Source organism: Pseudomonas sp. XP1 (assembly GCF_053557675.1).
Genome location: NZ_JBNRIJ010000041.1, coordinates 1 through 19,794 on the forward strand (window position 1 = coordinate 1; position 19,794 = coordinate 19,794).

A 19,794-nucleotide genomic window follows, 5' to 3' on the forward strand; every position below is an offset into this window, starting at 1 on the left:
CCCGCTCCCACAGGTACTGCATCGCCCTCAAGGCAGGCGCTATCCCTGTGGGAGCGGGCAAGCCCGCGAAGCAGGCGACGCGTTCTTTCAGGTGATCACAGCGGCGGCAACGCCCAGTTGATCGGCGCCAGCCCACGCTGTTCGAGGAAACTGTTGGCCCGGCTGAAATGCCCGCACCCCAGGAACCCACGGTAAGCCGACAACGGCGATGGGTGCACCGACTTCAGCACCAGGTGCTTGGTCCCGTCGATCAGCTTCTGCTTGCTCTGCGCATGCGAGCCCCACAGCAGGAACACCACGTTCGGGCACTGCTCGCTGACCACCTGGATGATCCGGTCGGTAAAGAACTCCCAGCCTTTCTTGGCATGCGACGCGGCATTGGCGCGCTCCACGGTCATGGTCGTGTTGAGCAACAGCACGCCCTGCTCGGCCCAACTCTGCAGGTAGCCATGGTTGGCAATCGGGATGTTCAGGTCGCGCTGCAGTTCCTTGTAGATGTTGACCAGCGACGGTGGCGTGGCCACCCCCGGCTGCACCGAGAAGCACAGGCCGTGCGCCTGGCCCGGCCCGTGGTACGGGTCCTGGCCGAGAATGACCACCTTCACCTGGTCCAGCGGTGTCGAGTTCAGCGCATTGAAGATCAACGGCCCTGGCGGGTAGATCTCTTTGCCGGCGGCGTACTCGCTGCGCAGGAACTCGCGCAACTGATGCATGTAGGGCTGGTCGAATTCGGCGCGCAAGGCGGCCTTCCAGCTGGGTTCGAGTTTGATGCGATCGTCGTCAGTCATGGGGCCTTCCATAAACAATGGCGCGACACTAGGTAAGCCCTTCCCGCTTGTCAAACGATCCGACCGACGACCGGCATGTTCGGCCAGGCAAGCCATACTTGTCCGATGACTTGCGCGAGGTAGTCCATGGCCATTCATTGCGAGGTACTCACCGGCGCCGACGGCGCCCGCATCGGCATCGCCACCCTGGACGCGCCCAAGGCGCTCAATGCCCTGAACCTGCCGATGATCGAGATATTGGGCGAACAGTTGCACGCCTGGGCTCGCGACCCGGGGATCGTCTGCGTACTACTGCGCGGCAACGGTGCCAAGGCCTTCTGTGCCGGCGGCGATGTACGTGCGCTGGCGCAGGCCTGCCGCGACCACCCCGGCAGCGTACCCCCGCTGGCCGCCACCTTCTTCGCCGCCGAATACCGCCTGGACTTTGCCCTGCACACCTACCCCAAGCCGCTGCTGTGCTGGGGGCACGGTCATGTGCTGGGCGGCGGCATGGGCCTGCTGCAGGGCGCCAATGTACGTATCGTCACCCCCAGCAGTCGGCTGGCCATGCCGGAAATCAGCATCGGCCTGTACCCGGACGTGGGCGCCAGCTGGTTCCTTGCCCGCCTGCCGGGCAAGCTGGGGTTGTTCCTCGGCCTGACAGGCGCGCCGATCAATGCCCACGACGCCTTGGACCTGGGCCTGGCCGACCGCTTTCTGGGTGAGTACCAGCAAGAGGCGCTGATCGAGGAACTGCTGCAACTGAACTGGCAGGAACAGACCGCCCTGCAACTGAACAGCCTGCTAAAGGCCGAACAGCACCGCGCCTGCGCCGAGTTGCCCGAGGCCCAGTGGCTGCCACGGCGACAGATGATCGATCAGTTGCTCGACGTGGCCGACGCAGCCGCCGCCTGGCGTGCGCTGGAGGGGCTCAAGCACCACGACGACCCACTGCTTGCAGAGGCCGGCCAACGGTTGCATCAAGGTTGCCCGCTTACCGCACACCTGGTGTGGGAACAGATCCGCCGGGCACGGCACCTGTCGTTGGCGCAGGTGTTCCAGATGGAATACAGCATGAGCCTGAACTGCTGCCGCCACCCGGAATTCAGCGAAGGCGTGCGTGCGCGCCTGCTGGACAAGGACAACCAGCCGCACTGGCACTGGCCCGATGTGGCGCAGGTGCCGGCGGCGGTGGTCGAAGCGCATTTTGCCAAGGCGTGGGAGGGGCGGCATCCGCTGGCGGATCTTGGGTAGCTTCGAGAAGCTGGGGCTGCCTTGCAGCCCATCGCGACACAAGGCCGCTCCTACAGCTACAGCGATGATTTCCAATGCTGCGCCGTACCTGTGGAAGCGGCCTTGCGTCGCGAAAGGGGCGCACCGCGCCCCCGATTTTCAATTTACCTACCGCTGCCAGTTCCCTCCTTGCCCATGCCCACGCCGCCCGTCCCCGCGCCGGTCACCATCCCCCCGCCCGTTGGAGTGCCAACGGTCATTCTGCTGGTAGCGCTGGCTGCCACCGCGATAATCATGGCGGTCCCGGTCGCGCCCATAGTCGTACCGTTGGCGGTTGCCATAGTCATTGCGTGGGTTGCCATACCACTGCTTCATACCCGGCTGTGGATGAGGCCGGTAATGAGGCGCAGGCGCCGAGCGGTAGTAGTAGCGCGGCGCAGGCTGATAGTAATAACGCGGCTGCGGCGTTACGTAATAGCGGTCATAGCGGTAATAATCCGGTGACACATAGCGGTCGGAATAGTAGTGGTCCGATCGGTAATAGCCCCCGCTCTCGTAGTACGGAACGCAGGCGGAAGTCATCAGCCCCAGCAGGGCGATCAACAGTATTCGATAGGACATGGCGGCCTCCTGGACCGCTGGAGTGCCCGAACAGCGGCGCTGGCGAGCATCGATGCGAAATGCGATCATCGACATTGAATAAGACATTGCCGCCAAGGTGCAGTGCCATTTCTGCAACAATTTGATACAGGTGAGCGGCAGCCATGCCCGACAACCAGCACTGCCCCGCTTGTGGCGCCCTCAACCAGTGCAGCCTGGCCGACCCGCGCCGGGCCACCCAGGCCTGCTGGTGTTACAGCGTGACCATCGACCCTGCCGTGCTCGAGGCACTGCCCGCCGAGCTGCGCGACAAAGCCTGCCTGTGCCCGCGCTGCGCCGCCGTCGAAGAGCAACTTCGCTCCCCCGCTTCCGACTGACCGTTTGCCATGCGCCTCGACCGTTTCCTCGCCAACCTGCCCAGCCACAACCGTCAGCAAGTCCGCCTGATGCTGGCGCAACGCCGCGTTCGGTTGAATGGCCAGGTAGTCAGCGACCCGCTGGCCGAAGTGCGCGAATTCAGCCGCGTGGAGCTGGACGACCAACTGCTGCAGGCTGGCCGCCCGGCGCGCTACCTGATGCTGCACAAGCCCACTGGCTGCGTAAGCGCCACACAGGACCCGCAACACCGCACCGTGCTCGACCTGCTGCCCGCCGCATTGCGTGAGGACCTGCACATCGCGGGGCGCCTGGATTTCAATACCACCGGCCTGATGATCCTGACCAACGATGGCCAATGGTCACGGCGGCTTACCCAGCCCGCGACCAAGCTGCCCAAACACTATCTGGTGGAAACCGAGGACGAGATTGGCGAGCACTATGTGGCCAAGTTTCTCGAAGGCTTCTACTTCGCCTTCGAAAACCTCACCACCCTGCCCGCCCAGCTGGACATCCTCGGGCCGCGCCAGGCGCGGCTGGCGATCGTCGAAGGGCGCTATCACCAGGTGAAGCGCATGTTCGGCCATTTCGATAACAAGGTGGTGGGGTTGCATCGGGAGAGCATGGGGGCGATTCGGCTGGACCCAGGGTTGGCGCCAGGGGCGTTTCGTGAGCTCACGGCGGATGAAATAGCCACGGTCTAGTCAGACTGTTCCGGCCGCACGGGGTGCGTCATACGACCGCTCAGCGACAAAAGTCACATTTCCCCCCGAACGGCACTTGCGGGATCCCCGACGCACTGCTTGAATCCAAATCGTCAGTCTGCATGTGACTATAAAGTCACGCCCGCATTCGAAGACACCTTTTGCCGGCCACCCAGGGCCTTGATGCCTTGGGGCACGGCAAATTGCCCCACCAAAAACAATACCGTCGACGCACGTGCCAAGGATCGACACAGGGCCCCCCGGTTTCTCTTCAGGCAAATGCCTACCTGTCATAAAGAACGTGCACCCTAGGTGACGCGAATACCCTTTTTGCGCCAGGAGTCGATGACATGAGGCCAGAAATCGCTGTACTTGATATCCAAGGTCAGTATCGGGTTTACACGGAGTTCTATCGCGCTGATGCGGCCGAGAATACGATCATCCTGATCAATGGCTCGCTGGCCACCACGGCCTCTTTCGCCCAGACGGTACGTAACCTGCACCCGCAGTTCAACGTGGTACTGTTCGACCAGCCATATGCGGGCAAATCCAAGCCACACAATCGCCAGGAACGCTTTATCAGCAAGGAGACCGAAGCGCATATCCTCCTCGAGCTGATCGAGCACTTCCAGGCAGACCACGTGATGTCGTTCTCGTGGGGTGGCGCAAGTACGCTGCTGGCGCTGGCGCACCAACCGCGTGGCGTGAAGAAGGCTGTGGTGAGTTCTTTCTCGCCGGTGATCAACGAACCGATGCGCGACTATCTGGACCGTGGTTGCAAGTACCTGGCCGCCTGTGACCGCTATCAGGTCGGCAACCTGGTCAACGACACCATCGGCAAGCACCTGCCGTCACTGTTCAAGCGCTTCAACTACCGGCACGTCAGCAGCCTGGACAGCCACGAGTACGCGCAGATGCACTTCCATATCAACGAAGTGCTGCAGCACGACCTGGAACGGGCTTTGAACGGCGCGCGCAATATCGACATTCCAGTGCTGTTCATAAACGGCGAGCGCGACGAGTACACCACGGTCGAAGATGCCCGGCAGTTCAGCAGGCATGTGGGCAAGAGCCAGTTCAGCGTGATCCGTGACGCGGGCCACTTCCTCGACATGGAAAACAAGACCGCCTGCGAGGACACCCGCAGTGTCTTGCTCGGCTTCCTCAAGCCGACCGTGCGCGAGCCTCGTCACCGCTACCAGCACGTACAGCAGGGGCAGCATGCATTGGCCATCTGAGCGCATCGGCGCCCTGTAGCTGATACCCGCAGGCTATGGGGTGCCGACAAGCTTTTTTATAACTTGGGCTTCTAATTCGTTGAGGGTTCTGGTAAAAAGTGCTGCGTAAACGCGGGTATAGTTTAGTGGCAAAACGAAAGCTTCCCAAGCTTTAGTTGAGGGTTCGATTCCCTCTACCCGCTCCACATCGTATACCCGCATGGCGTTTTCACAACGTCATCGCTGTCAAAAGGAGCCCAGGCTCCTTTTTTCGTTTCTCCCCCCTTTGACCTGCCCCATGGCCATTTGCCTGCCGATCCGCTTCAATGCGTGGATGGATTCGTGAAGCATTTCGAAAGGACGACGCATGTTTCTCTCCCGCTGGCTACCGGGCCTTGCCAACCTGCTGCATTACCGCCGCGAGTGGTTCCACGCCGACTTGCAGGCCGGCCTCTCGGTGGCGGCGATCCAGATACCCATTGCCATCGCCTATGCGCAGATCGTCGGCCTGCCGCCGCAGTACGGCCTGTACGCCTGCGTGCTACCGATGATGGTCTACGCCCTGATCGGCAGTTCGCGCCAGCTGATGGTCGGCCCCGACGCCGCCACGTGCGCGATGATCGCCGGCGCCGTGGCGCCGTTGGCCATGGGTGAACCGCACCGGATTGCCGAACTGTCGGTGATCGTCACGTTACTGGTCGGGGTAATGCTGATCGCGGCCGGCGTGGCCCGGGCCGGGTTCATCGCCAGCTTCTTCTCGCGCCCGATCCTGATCGGCTATCTCAACGGCATCGGCCTGAGCCTGATCGCCGGGCAGTTGTCCAAGGTGGTGGGATTCAAGATCGAGGGTGACGGCTTCATCCTCAGCCTGATCAACTTCTTCCAGCGCCTGGGTGAAATCCACTGGGTGACGCTGCTCATCGGCCTCGCCGCACTGGGCCTGCTGATCTGGCTGCCAAGGCGCTACCCCCGCCTGCCTGCGGCGCTGACGGTAGTGGCGCTGTTCATGCTGCTGGTCGGCCTGTTCGGCCTTGACCGCTTCGGCGTTGCCGTTCTCGGCCCGGTACCTGCCGGCATCCCGCAGCTGGCCTGGCCGCACAGCAACCTGGCGGAAATGAAAAGCCTGCTGCGCGACGCCTTGGGTATCGCCACCGTCAGCTTCTGCAGCGCCATGCTTACCGCACGCAGCTTTGCCGCCCGGCACGGCTACGCGATCAACGCCAACCACGAATTCGTCGCCCTGGGCGTAAGCAACCTGGCTGCCGGTGTTTCCCAGGGCTTCGCCATCAGCGGCGCAGACTCCCGCACTGCGGTCAACGACATGGTCGGTGGCAAGAGCCAACTGGTGGGCATCATCGCCGCGCTGGTCATCGCCCTGATCCTGCTGTTCTTCACCGCACCCATGGCGTGGATCCCGCAGGCCGCGCTAGGCGCGGTGCTGTTGATGGCCGGCTGGGGGCTGATCGACATCAAGTCGCTGGGGCACATTCGCCGCCTGAGCCGCTTCGAGTTCTGGCTGTGCCTGCTGACCACGGTCGGGGTGCTGAGCCTGGGCGTACTGCCCGGTATCGTGTTTGCCGTGACCCTGGCGATCCTGCGCCTGCTTTACAGCATTTATCAGCCCACCGACGCGGTGCTGGGCTGGCTGCCGGGCACCGAAGGCCAAGTGGACATCCGCAAACACAAGGATGCCCGCACCGTTCCAGGCCTGGTGGTGTACCGCTTCGACGACGCGATCCTGTTCTTCAACGCCGACTACTTCAAGATGCGCCTGCTCGAGGCGGTGCAGAGCCAGGACCAGCCCAAGGCCGTGCTGTTCGATGCCGAAGCGGTAACCAGCATCGACGTCAGCGGTATCGCCGCCCTGCGCGAAGTGCGCGACACCCTGGCGGCTCAGGGCATTTTCTTCGCCATTGCCCGCGCCCGCGGCACCTTCCTGCGCATGCTGGTGCGCTCGGGGATGGCCCGGGAAATGGAAGACAAACTGCTGTTCGGCTCGGTTCGGGCGGGCATTCGCGCCTATCGGGTTTGGCGTAACAGGAGTCGCAGTGGACAACGAGTTGAACAAGGTTGAAGAATTGCGTCGTAGCTACTGGCCCTATCGCCGGCAAGCCGGCTCCCACAGGAGCTGCGCTGCTCTGAGGACCTTTGGTGTAGCTGTGGGAGCTGGCTTGCCGGCGATAGAGCCAGTACAGGCTCCACAAAGCAGTTGCCTGGACACCAACCCTCGCACACCTTGCATGACATGCTAAAGTCGCCCCCGTTCCCGCTCCACCCAACGGACCCCAGCATGCCCGCACTAGACGCCACCCTCACCCCCTGGCCGGAACTCGCCGCCCGCCACCCTTGCGACGCCCTGTTGCTGGGCAACGGCGCCAGCCGTGTGCTGTGGAAGCCGTTCGGCTACTTCTCGCTGTTCGAGGAAGCGCAACGTGCCGGGCGCAAGAAAGGCCTGGCCGTCAGCGACCAGGCACTGTTCAAGTCGCTGGGGACGGAGCTGTTCGAGCCGGTGCTCAGTGCCCTCAACACCACCGTGCGCACCAACGCCGCGCTGGCCATCAACTCCACCGCGCCACTGAACCGCTACTACTCGATCAAGGAAGCGCTGATCCACGCCGTACGCACGGTGCACCTGCCTTGGCCACTCATGCCAGCCACGACCCTGGCAACCCTCAACCAGGCCCTGCGCGGCTACCGCAGCGTCTACACCAGCAACTACGACCTGCTGCTACCGTGGGCCGTGCAACACGCGCCGCACGGCTTCGCCGAACTGTTCGACGAGCAAGGCTTCTTCGACGTGCGCCGCACCAACGGCGAAGGCACGCGGGTGCTGCACCTGCATGGCGGCCTGCACCTGCTCAAGCTGCCCGACGGCACTACCCGCCAACGCAGCGCCGACAGCGCCGAACTGCTCGATGGTTTTGCCGTGAACATCCCGGGCGAAGTGCCGCTGTTCGTCAACGAAGACCGTAGCGACGAGAAACTGCGCGCCATCCGCAACTCGGATTACCTGGGCTGGTGCCTGGGGCAACTGGCGCTGGAAAACCAGGGGTTATGCCTGTTCGGGCAGCACCTGGACAGCAGTGACCAGCACCTGCTCGAAGCCATCCGGTTGGCCCGGCCGGCGCATCTGTCGATTGCCATCAGGCCGTTGAGCGAGGCATCGGTGATCAACCAGAAGCAGCATTTCGTCGATCGCTTCGTGGATATGCCGGGGACAGTGCTGCATTTCTTTGATGCCAGTACGCATCCGTTGGGGCAAGCAGCCCTGGCTATTGAAGCGCCGCTCACCCACAGGTGAAATGAACCAATTAGGAGCCGCTTTGCGGCCCATCAAGGCGCCGATGCCGTTGTCACCTGCACGGCCGCAATGGCCGGCGAAACCGAGCCCCTGAAAGGTACGAATGCGCCACTTATGGATAACGTGTTACCAAGTGCGGCGCTTCACAAGAGCCGCTGAGGAATCACACGTCAGGCAGCAACCCATCCGCCCGCAACAGCGTCTCCAGGCAATGCTCCTGCACTCCGTAAAAAGCCTTGAGCTGCCCGATCTTCTCCAGCAACGCGCCGTTGTCCCCTGCCTGGCGCCGCTTCACCGCAAGAATCATCTTGTTCTTGTTGGTGTGCTCCAGCGAGATGAACTCGAACACCTTGGTCTCGTACCCGCAGGCTTCCAGGTACAGCGCGCGCAGGCTGTCGGTCAGCATCTCGGCCTGCTGGCCCAGGTGCAGGCCGTACTGCAGCATCGGTTGCAACAACCCCGGGCTGTGCAGTTGCGGGCGGATCTGCTTGTGGCAGCACGGCGAGCACATGATGATTGCGGCGTTGCAGCGGATGCCGGTGTGGATGGCGTAGTCGGTGGCGATGTCACAGGCATGCAGGGCAATCATCACTTCGATGGCCTCAGGCACCACGCTACGCACGTCACCACACTGGAACTCCAGGCCCGGGTGCTCGAGGCGCAAGGCGGCAGCGTTGCACAGGTCGACCATGTCCTGGCGCAGCTCTACGCCGGTTACCTGAGCTTCGCGGCCCAGGCTGTTGCGCAGGTAGTCGTGCATGGCAAAGGTCAGGTAGCCCTTGCCAGAGCCGAAGTCGGCCACCCGTAGCGCCTGCTCCACCGGCACCGGGGCGTTGGCCAGGGCGTGGTCGAAAACTTCGATGAACTTGTTGATCTGCTTCCACTTGCGCGACATTGACGGGATCAGCGCGCCTTGTGCGTCAGTCACGCCGAGGTCACGCAGGAACGGCCGTGACAGCTCCAGGTAGCGCTTCTTCTCGCGGTCATGGCCACTGCTGCTGGCAGCTTCGCGCGATGCCTGTGCGCCGTGGCGCTGGAGCATGGGCTTGCCCTTCTTGCTGAAGGTCAGCTGCACTTCACCGTCTGCGTCGAACAGGTGCGCGTTGCGGAAGCTTTCCGGCAGCAATTCGGCGACCAGCGCCTGAGCCTGGTCCAGCGCCAGGTTGCGGGTGATATCGCGGGTCTGGTGGCGGTAGACCAGCGACAGGCACGGCTGGCCCTTGACCTGCAGCGGCTTGGCAATGATCCGTTGCAACGTCTGGTCGGCACCGACATGGCGCGCCAATACCAGTTTGACCAGGGTATTGCCATGCAGGGCGGCATTCAGCAGGTCGAGAAACTGGGTGCGCGCATCCGGCGCGGATGGGGCAGAAGAACTGGCGGACATGGAAAAACGGTGCCTCGGATAGCGGGGAGCGCTTGGCGCAATGCACGCATTCTACAGGGTGCTCAACTTCCTGTGGGAGATCGCCCAGTCCTTTGGGCTGCGCTGTCGCGTAGGGAACTGAATTCGCAAGCGGTCCGCTTACCCTGTGGGAGCGGCTTTAGCCGCGAAGAATCCAACGCGGTGCAAGGCACCGGACGCCGACTCAATCGAGAATCACCAACCGGTTGGGCAACTCGTTACGTGCATGGGTAGGCGGCACATGTTCGCTGAGCAGTTCGCCGCACGCCTCGATGCACTCGACAAACCCCTGCAAGGTGCGGCCCTGGCGTACCTGTTCGGCAAGGCGGGCGACGATGGCCGCGCGGGCGGTGGCATCCAGATGGCGCTCGATACCGCGGTCGACAAGGATCTCCACATGCCGCTCTGCCTCGCTGACGAAGATCAGTACACCCGTGGCACCAGCAGTGCGCTGCAGGTTCTGTTCGCGAAACTGCTGGCGGGCCAGGCGCGAAGCACGCCAGCGGCGCAGGGCCCGGGGGATCAGGCAGCCGGCCAGGCGTGGGCTGCGCAACAGCAGGCACAAGCCGACGAACAGCAGCACATTGGCCACCAGCAAGCCACGCACTCCGGGCCAACCTAGCAGCCAGTGCAAGAGGGCCGGCACGGCCAGCGCCAGCACGGCGGCCCAGAACAACGGCCAGTAGGCATAGTCGTCGGCCCGACGGGCCAGCACCGTCACCAGTTCGGCATCGGTGCGCCGTTCGGCACGGGCAATGGCTTCGGCGATCTGGCGCTGATGGTATTCATCGAGGGGGGTCATGCCGTCGGTCTCTTGAGCGTTCTTATAGTTGTTGTCCCGGCATTCGGGGCTTCGTCCGCAGGCGACATATTCAGGCATAATCCGCCGCTGGAAGAAATGCCTGCAAATCGTACAACAATAGCCGCCTGAAAACTTCGGCCGCGCGCGTATCACCGTGGATACGGCAGAGGCCCCACAACGGAATTGATGATGAAACTGTCTTTGCTGGGCCTGGCCATGGGCCTTGCCAGTCAGGCGGCCCTCGCCGCCCCCTCCGCCCCGCCCCTGCAGGACAAGCAGGCGTTCATCGACCATCTGGTCAGCCAGATGACCGAAGCCGAGAAGATCGGCCAGTTGCGCCTGATCAGCATCGGCCCGGAAATGCCCCGCGACAAGATCCGCGAGGAAATCGCCGCCGGCCGCATCGGTGGCACCTTCAACTCGCGTACCGCGCCCGAGAACCGGCCGATGCAGGACGCGGCCATGCGCAGCCGCCTGAAGATCCCGATGTTCTTTGCCTACGATACCGTCCACGGCGAACGCACCATTTTCCCGATCGGCCTGGGCATGGCCGCGACCTGGGACATGGACGCCATCGCCAAGGTCGGCCGCACCGCCGCCATCGAAGCCGCGGCTGATGCCCTGGACATGACCTTCGCGCCGATGGTCGACATCGCCCGCGACCCGCGCTGGGGTCGTACCAGTGAAGGCTTTGGCGAAGACACCTACCTGACCTCGAAGATCGGCCAGGTGATGGTCCGTTCGTTCCAGGGCAGCAGCCCGGCCAACCCCGACAGCATCATGGCCATCGTCAAGCACTTCGCCCTGTATGGCGCAGTGGAAGGCGGGCGCGACTACAACACGGTCGATATGAGCCTGCCGAAAATGTACAACGACTATCTGCCGCCCTACCGCGCCGCGCTCGACGCTGGTGCCGGCGGGGTGATGGTGGCGTTGAACTCGATCAACGGCGTGCCGGCCACCTCCAATACCTGGCTGATGAATGACCTGCTGCGCAAGGAGTGGGGCTTCAAGGGCGTGACCATCAGCGACCACGGCGCCATCCAGGAGCTGATCCGCCATGGCGTCGCCCGCGATGGCCGCGAAGCCGCCAAGCTGGCGATCAAGGCCGGCATCGACATGAGCATGAACGACACCCTGTACGGCGAGGAGCTGCCCGGCCTGCTGAAGTCCGGCGAAGTGACCCAGGGCGAGTTGGACCAGGCGGTGCGCGAAGTACTGGGTGCCAAGTACGACATGGGCCTGTTCAAGGACCCGTACGTGCGCATCGGCAAGGCCGAGACCGACCTGAAGGACTACTACGGCAACGACCGCCTGCACCGCGAAGCCGCGCGTGACGTGGCGCGCCGCAGCCTGGTGCTGCTGGAAAACCGCAACCAGACCCTGCCGCTGAAAAAGGCCGGCACCATCGCCCTGGTCGGCCCGCTGGCCGATGCGCCGATCGACATGATGGGCAGTTGGGCAGCCGACGGCAAACCAGTGCACTCGGTGACCGTGCGCGAAGGCTTGCGCCGCGCCGTGGAGGGCAAGGCCAAGCTGGTCTACGCCAAAGGTTCCAACGTCACCGGCGACAAGGCGATGTTCGATTACCTGAACTTCCTCAACTTCGATGCCCCGGAAATCGTCGACGACCCGCGCCCGCCAGCGGTGCTGATCGACGAGGCGGTGAAGGCGGCGAAGCAGTCCGATGTGGTGGTGGCAGTGGTCGGTGAATCCCGCGGCATGTCCCACGAGTCGTCGAGCCGTACCACCTTGGAAATCCCGGCCAGCCAGCGGGAGCTGATCAAGGCCCTGAAGGCCACCGGCAAGCCGCTGGTCCTGGTGCTGATGAACGGCCGCCCACTGTCGATTGCCTGGGAACGCGAGCAGGCCGACGCCATTCTGGAAACCTGGTTCGCCGGTACCGAGGGCGGCAACGCGATTGCCGACGTGCTGTTCGGCGATTACAACCCGTCCGGCAAGCTGGCCATCACCTTCCCGCGTTCGGTGGGGCAGATCCCGATGTACTACAACCACACCCGTATTGGCCGGCCCTTCACGCCGGGCAAGCCGGGCAACTACACCTCGCAGTACTTCGAGGAGCCCAATGGCCCGCTGTACCCGTTCGGCTATGGCCTGAGCTACAGCAGCTTCGAGCTGTCGGGGCTGAAGCTGTCGAACAAGGACCTCAAGCGTGGCGACACGCTGGAAGCCAAGGTGACGGTGAAGAACACCGGCAAGGTGGCAGGCGAGACCGTGGTGCAGCTGTACCTGCAGGATGTATCGGCATCGATGAGCCGCCCGGTGAAGGAACTGAGGAACTTCCAGAAGCTGATGCTCAAGCCTGGCGAATCGCGCACGTTGAGCTTCCGCATCAGCGAAGAAGACCTGAAGTTCTACAATGGCCAGCTGCAGCGGGTTGCCGAGCCAGGGGAATTCAATGTACAGGTCGGGCTGGATTCCCAGGCGGTGCAGCAGCAGAGCTTTGAACTGCTGTAACTGACAGGTTTTGCCTGTACCGGCCTCTTCGCGGTTAAACCCGATACCTGTGGGAGCGTGTTCACCCGCGAAGAGGCCGGCCCTGATATCTCATTCATCCGGATCCGCCCCATGCCCTTTTCCGTTCGCGCCCTGCGTCTGGGGCTGATCACCCTGCTTATCGTGCTGGGCACCACCCTCAGCGCCAGCTGGGCCATGCACCAGGCCAAGCGCCAGGCCATGGAAGCCGACGCCCAGCGTGCCAGTCAGCAGTTGGGCCTGTACGCCAATGCCCTGCACACGCTGATCGATCGCTACCGCGCCCTGCCCGCCGTGCTGGCGCTGGACCCGGAACTGATCGCCGCCCTGCGCGGCCCGGTCAGCGAACCGGTGCAGGACGCCCTGAACCGCAAGCTCGAACGCATCAATGGCGCCGCCAACTCCTCCACCCTCGAACTGCTCGACCGCACCGGCCTGGCCATCGCCGCCAGCAACTGGCGGTTGCCCAGCAGCTACGTGGGCTCCAACTATGGTTTTCGCCCCTACTTCAAGCAGACCCGCAGCCAGGGCAGTGGTCGCTTCTACGCCGTGGGCGTGACCAGCGGCGTGCCCGGCTACTTCCTCGCCAGCGCGGTGAACGACGAGCATGGCCGCTTCCTCGGCGCCATGGTGGTGAAACTGGAGTTTCCCGAACTGGAACGCGAGTGGCGTCAGGGCAGCGACATCCTGCTGGTCAGCGATGCCCGCGGTATCACCTTCATCGCCAACCAGGACGGCTGGCGCTACCGTGAACTGCAGCCGCTCAGTGGCGCCGACCGTGCCGAACTGGCCGAAACCCGTCAGTACGACAAGCAACCGCTGGTGCCGTTGCAGCACCAGGTGCTGACCCGCTTTGCCGCCAATAGCACCCTCAGCCGCGTGCAAGGCCCGGAGGGCAGCGCCGAGTACCTGTGGGAAAGCCTGCCGCTGGAAGGTGAAAACTGGACCTTGCATCTGCTGCGCAAGCCGCAGGTAGCCGCCGACGGTCGCAATGCCGCCCTCGGCGCCGCCGCCGTATGGCTGAGCCTGGTGTTCGCTGCGCTGTTCGTCAGCCAGCGCCTGCGCCTGGCCCGCCTGCGCCAGCGCAGCCGGGAGGAGCTCAAGCGCCAGGTCGAGGAGCGCACCCGTGAGCTGCGCACCGCCCAGGAGGGGCTGGTGCAATCGGCCAAGCTGGCCGCGCTGGGGCAAATGTCGGCAGCCATGGCCCATGAAATCAACCAGCCGCTGACCACTCAGCGCATGCAGCTGGAAACCTTGCGCCTGCTGCTCGACCATGGCCGAATTGACGAAGCACGCCAGGCACTGGAGCCGCTGGAACAGATGCTCACGCGCATGGCTGCGCTCACCAGCCACCTGAAAACCTTCGCCCGCAACAGCCCGGTCGGCCTGCGCGAGCGCCTCGACCTGGCCACCGTGGTCGACCAGGCCCTGCACCTGCTGGAAGCACGCATTCGCAGCGAAGAAGTGGAAATAGCCCTGTACCTGGCGCGCCCGGCCTGGGTACGCGGCGATGCCATTCGCCTGGAGCAGGTGCTGATCAACCTGCTGCGCAATGCCCTCGACGCCATGGCCGACAAACGCTACAAACGCCTGGAGATCCGCATCGAGCCCGACGGCGAGCTGTGGCGCCTGAGTGTGCTGGATTCGGGTGGCGGCATTGCCGAGGACGACCTGGCCAAGGTCTTCGACCCGTTCTTCACCACCAAGCCGGTGGGCGAAGGCCTGGGGCTGGGCCTGGCCATTTCCTACGGTATCGTCCACGAGGCCGGCGGCCAGCTGCAGGCCGAAAACCTGCCTGGCGGCGCGCGCTTCAGCCTTACCCTGCCCCGTGACCTGGAGCCTGTATGTTGAATTCAGTGATCGTCGTCGATGATGAAGCCAGTATCCGCACCGCAGTCGAGCAGTGGCTGAGCCTGTCCGGCTTCAGCGTGCAACTGTTCGCCCGCGCCGAAGAATGCCTGGCACACCTGCCACGGCACTTTCCCGGGGTAATCATCAGCGATGTACGCATGCCGGGCATGGATGGCCTGCAGTTGCTCGAACGCCTGCAGGCGGACGACCCCGACTTGCCGGTGATCCTGCTGACCGGCCACGGCGATGTGCCCATGGCAGTGGAAGCCATGCGCAGCGGGGCCTACGACTTCCTGGAAAAACCCTTTACCCCGCAGCACCTGCTGGGCAGCCTGCGCCGTGCCCTGGAAAAGCGTCAGCTGGTCCTGGAGAACCGCCGGCTGCACGAGCAGGCCGACCTCAAGTCACGCCTGGAAGGCACGTTGCTGGGCATGTCCCAGGGCCTGCAACAGCTGCGTCGGCAAGTGCTGGACCTGGCCAGCCTGCCGGTCAATGTGCTGATTCGCGGCGAAACCGGCAGTGGCAAGGAGCGCGTGGCCCGCTGCCTGCACGATTTTGGCCCGCGCGCCGGCAAGCCGTTCGTCGCCCTCAACTGTGCAGCCATCCCCGAGTCGCTGTTCGAGGCCGAGCTGTTCGGCCATGAAAGCGGCGCCTTTACCGGGGCCCAGGGCAAGCGCATCGGCAAGCTGGAGTACGCCAACGGTGGCACGGTGTTCCTCGATGAAATCGAAAGCATGCCACTGGCCCAACAGGCCAAGCTGCTGCGGGTGATCCAGGAACAGAAACTGGAGCGTCTGGGGGCCAACCAGAGCATCAGCGTCGACCTGCGCATCATTGCCGCGACCAAGCCCGACCTGCTCGAAGAAGCCCGTGCCGGGCGCTTCCGCGAAGACCTTGCCTATCGCCTGAACGTGGCGGAGCTGCGCCTGGCGCCATTGCGTGAACGGCGTGAGGACATTCCACTGCTGTTCGAGCACTTTGCCCGTGCCGCCGCCGAAAAGCTTGGCCGCGCAGCCCCACCACTGTCGGGCGCGCAACTGGCGCAGCTGCTGTCGCACGACTGGCCGGGCAACGTGCGTGAACTGGCCAATGCGGCGGAGCGCCATGCGTTGGGGCTGGGCTCGCCGAACATAGAGGTGGCGCCTGCCGGGCAGTCGTTGAGCGAGCAGATGGAAGCGTTCGAGGCGCAATGCCTGCGCGCGGCGCTGCGCCAGCACGGGGGCGCGATCAATGCGGTGATGGAAACGCTGCAGCTGCCACGGCGCACGCTGAACGAGAAGATGCAGCGGCATGGGTTGGTGCGCGAGGATTTTGTTGGGCGGGAATGAGCGGAAATCCGCTTATCGCGCCAGGCCACTAAGCAAATAACCGCTCATTAGCCGGATTCTTTTGGCGCTGCCTTGCAGGCTTTCGCGGGCACGCCCGCCCCCACAGAGAAACGCGAAGAGTCAGACGTCACGCGGTCCCTGTGCGAGCGGGCGTGCCCGCGAAGGGGCGCGCAGCGCCCCCATTTGAAGCCCAATGCACCCATTTGGCACACCTTCTGCAATTGCCTTGGCAAGCTGCGCCACGGCGCGCTCCACAAAAACAACGAGAAGGTATCCCTGATGGATAATGCCACCTCCCTGCCAGCCGGGGCGTCCACCGCGCCTGCCACAGAAAAAACCACCGCCAGCCGCCTGAAGTCGATCTTCAGCGGGTCCATAGGCAACATGGTCGAATGGTACGACTGGTACGTCTACGCCGCATTCTCGCTGTACTTCGCCAAGGCCTTCTTCCCTGCTGGCGATTCCACCGCACAGTTACTCAATACCGCCGCGATCTTCGCCGTGGGCTTCCTCATGCGCCCGATCGGTGGCTGGCTGATGGGCCTGTACGCCGACCGCAAAGGCCGCAAGGCCGCGTTGATGGCCTCCGTGCTGCTGATGTGTGCAGGCTCGCTGGTCATCGCCCTGACCCCGGGCTACGAAACCATCGGCGTCGCCGCACCAATCCTGCTGGTCATCGCACGCCTGATGCAGGGCCTGTCGGTGGGTGGCGAATACGGCACCTCGGCTACCTACCTGAGTGAAATGGCCAGCAAGGACCGCCGTGGCTTCTTCTCCAGCTTCCAGTACGTGACCCTGATCTCCGGCCAGCTCATCGCCCTGGCGGTACTGATCGTGCTGCAACAGACCCTGACCACCGAGCAGCTGTATGCCTGGGGCTGGCGCGTACCGTTCGTGATCGGTGCGCTGTGCGCCGTGGTGGCCCTCTACCTGCGTCGCGGCATGGAAGAAACCGCCTCCTTCACCAAGAAGGAAAAGGCCAAGGAAAGCCTGATGCGCACCCTGCTGCGCCACCCCAAGGAGCTGATGACCGTGGTCGGCCTGACCATGGGCGGCACCCTGGCCTTCTACACCTACACCACCTACATGCAGAAGTACCTGGTCAACACCGTGGGCATGAGCATCAGCGACTCGACCACCATCTCGGCCGCCACGCTGTTCCTGTTCATGTGCCTGCAGCCGGTGATCGGTGGCCTGTCCGACAAGATCGGTCGGCGCCCGATCCTGATCGCCTTCGGCGTGCTCGGCACCCTGTTCACCGTACCGATCCTCAGCACCCTGCACACCATCCAGACATGGTGGGGCGCGTTCTTCCTGATCATGGCGGCGCTGATCATCGTCAGCGGTTACACCTCGATCAACGCAGTGGTCAAAGCCGAGCTGTTCCCAACCGAAATCCGCGCCCTGGGCGTGGGCCTGCCGTACGCCCTGACCGTGTCGATCTTCGGCGGCACCGCCGAGTACGTGGCCCTGTGGTTCAAGAGCGCCGGCATGGAGAGCGGCTTCTACTGGTACGTCACCGCCTGCATCGCCTGCTCGCTGCTGGTTTACGCGACCATGAAGGACACCAAGCAGCACTCGCGGATTACCACCGAGTGATGCTGGCCTGGCAGTACTGAAAAGGGGCGCTCCAGTGCATGGGGCGCCCCTTTTTTGTGATATGCGGCAGCCTGTGAGCCGAGTGACGGCCTTATTCGGCTCATGGGACGGATCATGAATAGCCCCTTGTGGATCTGGCAGCAACCTGCCTGGCCACGTTTCACCTGGCAAAACGAAGCCATCATCGACAGCAAATCACCCGCCGTTTCGCCATGGGTGGTAGCGCACATCTTCATGACCCAGAAGGCGAAGGTGATTTGCGGAAGTTTGTTCATTGTTGTGCCGCTCCGATTTTGAGGTGCGGCGATGGTGCTGAGCAGCATTTGAAAAATCGGTTGGTGATGTATGAAAAATGCGTTCAGCAGCCCTCTGTGAAAGATTTTTCATCCTTAACGCCCCATTAATTCCACCCCCTCAAGCTGAAATAGCTGGCAGAACCTCGGCGTATGGGCAGGCACATCCTGGGCCAGAACTGCTGCCAGTGCCACAAGATCCACGCCAATCTATATCGAATTATTCGATTTTTAAGCACTATTATTTGCGCTTTTTAATCAAATTAATCGGCGTAGGATTAAACCCATAGAAACAAACAACCTCAAGTAACCTTGGAGCAACGACCATGAAAAACAAACTGATCCTCACCCTGGCCCTCTCGATTTTCGCTGCTGGTGCCTTCGCCGAAGATGGCTTCAACCGTACTAACGCGCACACCTTCGCAGCGACCCAGAGCCAATCAGCTGCCTACGCTGAAGATGGCTTCGACCGTACTGGCGGCCAGCGTTTCGCCGAAGACGGCTTCGACCGCACTGGCGGCCAGCGTTTCGCCGAAGACGGCTTCGACCGCACCGGCGGCCAACGTTTCGCTGAAGACGGCTTCGACCGCACCGGCGGCCAACGTTTCGCTGAAGACGGCTTCGACCGCACTGGCGGCCAACGTTTCGCTGAAGATGGCTTCGACCGCACAGGCGGCCAGCGCTTCGCCGAAGACGGCTTCGACCGCACCAACGCCCACCGCATCAGCTGAGCCCTGATGCGAGCACCCAGCCCGGCTTCGGCCGGGCTTGATCATTTGCAGGCGGGCACAGGCTTGGCACACTAGGCGCCTTGTCCACCAGGAGGTAGGGCCTTCAAGCCCAGCACAGATGTATTACTACGAACCCGCCAAAGGCCACGGCCTGCCCCACGACCCGTTCAACGCCATCGTCGGCCCCCGCCCTATCGGCTGGATCTCCTCACAGGACCGCGAAGGCCGCCTGAACCTGGCTCCCTACAGCTTCTTCAACGCCTTCAACTACATCCCGCCGATCATCGGTTTCTGCAGCGTCGGGCGCAAAGACAGCCTGAACAACATCGAGCAGACCGGCGAGTTCGTCTGGAACCTTGCCACCCGCTCGTTGGCCGAGCAGATGAACCAGAGCTGCGCACCGGTTGCCGCCGAGATAAACGAATTTGAATTGAGCGGCCTCACCGCCAAGCCGTCGAGCATCGTCAATGTGCCGCGTGTCGGCGAAACCCCGGTAGCCTTCGAGTGCAAGGTCAGCCAGATCGTCCAGCTCAAGCGGGCCGACCAGGAACTGGTGCCCAGCTGGCTGATCCTGGGTGAGGTGGTGGCGGTGCACATTGCCGAGCACCTGTTGAAGAACGGCATCTACGATACCGCTGCCGCCGAGCCGATCCTGCGTGGCGGTGGCCCGGCAGACTATTTCGAGCTGGGCAACCTGTTCAAGATGGCCCGCCCGCCGGCCTGATCACCAGATCAGCTCACCCTCTTCGCTGACGCCCTGCAGGCGTTGCAGCTCGGCCGTGGCCGCTTCGTCGGCAGCCACGGCACCCTTGAACACCTGGCCGTCGAGAATCTTGTGAAAGCGCGGCGCGCCGCCCATACCCAGGGCCTTGACCGCGATGGCCGCGGTGTAGCCACCACCTTCCACCGGGACCATCGCCGAAACCGCTTCGAAATGCTGGAATTCCCTACGTGCCATGTTGCTATCCGCTTCGTTGATCGGGGGCCGGCATTTTACCTTATTTGCCCGTACCGGCCTCATCGCCGGCAAGCCAGCTCCCACAGGGTCATCAGGTCTTAAGGGCGGTGCAGCACCGGTGGGAGCTGGCTTGC

The 19,794-nt window shown here is 63.3% G+C and carries 18 protein-coding genes and 1 tRNA gene; 14 read left to right on the forward strand and 5 right to left on the reverse strand.

The genetic code is table 11. The features are described 5' to 3' along the window. Window positions 1–95: 95 nt before the first annotated feature. Window positions 96–788 carry a uracil-DNA glycosylase gene (ung, locus tag ACK1U9_RS23170; RefSeq protein ID WP_046614798.1) on the reverse strand — a complete coding sequence of 231 codons (693 nt, stop codon included), beginning with the start codon at window positions 786–788 and terminating at the stop codon, window positions 96–98. Window positions 789–914: 126 nt separating this feature from the next. On the opposite strand from ung, the gene ACK1U9_RS23175 reads away from it, so the two are divergent. Further along, the gene (locus ACK1U9_RS23175) at window positions 915–2,021 is read left to right on the forward strand and encodes an enoyl-CoA hydratase/isomerase family protein (RefSeq protein WP_085601591.1); all 1,107 of its coding nucleotides are present in this window, start codon (window positions 915–917) and stop codon (window positions 2,019–2,021) included. Between the two features lie 147 nt (window positions 2,022–2,168). Here ACK1U9_RS23175 and ACK1U9_RS23180 read toward each other — a convergent pair whose 3' ends face one another. After that, complete coding sequence (locus tag ACK1U9_RS23180) at window positions 2,169–2,621, reverse strand: hypothetical protein (protein WP_046614800.1); 453 nt, start codon at window positions 2,619–2,621, stop codon at window positions 2,169–2,171. Window positions 2,622–2,764: 143 nt separating this feature from the next. Between ACK1U9_RS23180 and ACK1U9_RS23185 the strand changes: the two genes are divergently transcribed. The 6 genes from ACK1U9_RS23185 (at window position 2,765) to ACK1U9_RS23210 (ending at window position 8,197) form a co-directional block, all read left to right on the forward strand. Beyond that, window positions 2,765–2,977: a cysteine-rich CWC family protein gene (locus ACK1U9_RS23185; RefSeq protein ID WP_015271611.1), complete on the forward strand. Its 213-nt coding sequence runs from the start codon at window positions 2,765–2,767 to the stop codon at window positions 2,975–2,977. A gap of 9 nt (window positions 2,978–2,986) precedes the next feature. Further along, window positions 2,987–3,679 carry a pseudouridine synthase gene (locus ACK1U9_RS23190; RefSeq protein ID WP_085601593.1) on the forward strand — a complete coding sequence of 231 codons (693 nt, stop codon included), beginning with the start codon at window positions 2,987–2,989 and terminating at the stop codon, window positions 3,677–3,679. Between the two features lie 350 nt (window positions 3,680–4,029). Continuing rightward, complete coding sequence (gene phaG / locus ACK1U9_RS23195; protein ID WP_108481301.1) at window positions 4,030–4,917, forward strand: (R)-3-hydroxydecanoyl-ACP:CoA transacylase; 888 nt, start codon at window positions 4,030–4,032, stop codon at window positions 4,915–4,917. 111 nt (window positions 4,918–5,028) lie between these two features. Next, window positions 5,029–5,102: transfer RNA gene (locus ACK1U9_RS23200), tRNA-Gly, on the forward strand. 161 nt (window positions 5,103–5,263) lie between these two features. Continuing rightward, entirely contained in the window at window positions 5,264–6,970 is a 1,707-nt protein-coding gene (locus tag ACK1U9_RS23205; protein WP_108481300.1) for a SulP family inorganic anion transporter, read from the forward strand. A 216-nt stretch (window positions 6,971–7,186) separates the two neighbouring features. Further along, a complete protein-coding gene (locus ACK1U9_RS23210) occupies window positions 7,187–8,197 on the forward strand; it encodes a DUF4917 family protein (RefSeq protein WP_085601595.1) in 1,011 nt (336 codons plus the stop codon). A 163-nt stretch (window positions 8,198–8,360) separates the two neighbouring features. Here ACK1U9_RS23210 and ACK1U9_RS23215 read toward each other — a convergent pair whose 3' ends face one another. Both ACK1U9_RS23215 and ACK1U9_RS23220 read right to left on the reverse strand, forming a co-directional pair. Next, window positions 8,361–9,584, reverse strand: coding sequence for a class I SAM-dependent methyltransferase (locus ACK1U9_RS23215; RefSeq protein ID WP_449110211.1), 1,224 nt, complete (start codon window positions 9,582–9,584; stop codon window positions 8,361–8,363). Between the two features lie 202 nt (window positions 9,585–9,786). Continuing rightward, window positions 9,787–10,404, reverse strand: a complete 618-nt coding sequence (locus tag ACK1U9_RS23220; RefSeq protein WP_046614819.1) for a TPM domain-containing protein — start codon at window positions 10,402–10,404, stop codon at window positions 9,787–9,789. Window positions 10,405–10,590: 186 nt separating this feature from the next. On the opposite strand from ACK1U9_RS23220, the gene bglX reads away from it, so the two are divergent. The 7 genes from bglX (at window position 10,591) to ACK1U9_RS23255 (ending at window position 19,426) form a co-directional block, all read left to right on the forward strand. Next, window positions 10,591–12,882 (forward strand): beta-glucosidase BglX, encoded by a 2,292-nt coding sequence (bglX, locus tag ACK1U9_RS23225; protein ID WP_085602289.1) that lies wholly within the window; start codon window positions 10,591–10,593, stop codon window positions 12,880–12,882. Window positions 12,883–12,993: 111 nt separating this feature from the next. Next, entirely contained in the window at window positions 12,994–14,751 is a 1,758-nt protein-coding gene (locus ACK1U9_RS23230) for a sensor histidine kinase (protein WP_108481677.1), read from the forward strand. Next, a complete protein-coding gene (locus tag ACK1U9_RS23235; RefSeq protein WP_046614822.1) occupies window positions 14,745–16,079 on the forward strand; it encodes a sigma-54-dependent transcriptional regulator in 1,335 nt (444 codons plus the stop codon). Before ACK1U9_RS23230 ends, ACK1U9_RS23235 begins: the two co-directional genes overlap by 7 nt. Window positions 16,080–16,358: 279 nt before the next feature. Then, complete coding sequence (locus ACK1U9_RS23240) at window positions 16,359–17,678, forward strand: MFS transporter (RefSeq protein WP_003258436.1); 1,320 nt, start codon at window positions 16,359–16,361, stop codon at window positions 17,676–17,678. A gap of 114 nt (window positions 17,679–17,792) precedes the next feature. Next, window positions 17,793–17,975 (forward strand): DUF4172 domain-containing protein, encoded by a 183-nt coding sequence (locus tag ACK1U9_RS23245; RefSeq protein ID WP_153670524.1) that lies wholly within the window; start codon window positions 17,793–17,795, stop codon window positions 17,973–17,975. A 322-nt stretch (window positions 17,976–18,297) separates the two neighbouring features. After that, window positions 18,298–18,702 carry a heme utilization protein gene (locus ACK1U9_RS23250; RefSeq protein ID WP_196173709.1) on the forward strand — a complete coding sequence of 135 codons (405 nt, stop codon included), beginning with the start codon at window positions 18,298–18,300 and terminating at the stop codon, window positions 18,700–18,702. A gap of 118 nt (window positions 18,703–18,820) precedes the next feature. Then, window positions 18,821–19,426: a flavin reductase family protein gene (locus ACK1U9_RS23255; protein WP_046614824.1), complete on the forward strand. Its 606-nt coding sequence runs from the start codon at window positions 18,821–18,823 to the stop codon at window positions 19,424–19,426. Here the strand turns inward: ACK1U9_RS23255 and ACK1U9_RS23260 are convergent, their stop codons facing one another. Further along, the gene (locus tag ACK1U9_RS23260; protein ID WP_046614825.1) at window positions 19,427–19,723 is read right to left on the reverse strand and encodes a hypothetical protein; all 297 of its coding nucleotides are present in this window, start codon (window positions 19,721–19,723) and stop codon (window positions 19,427–19,429) included. Window positions 19,724–19,794 lie beyond the last annotated feature (71 nt).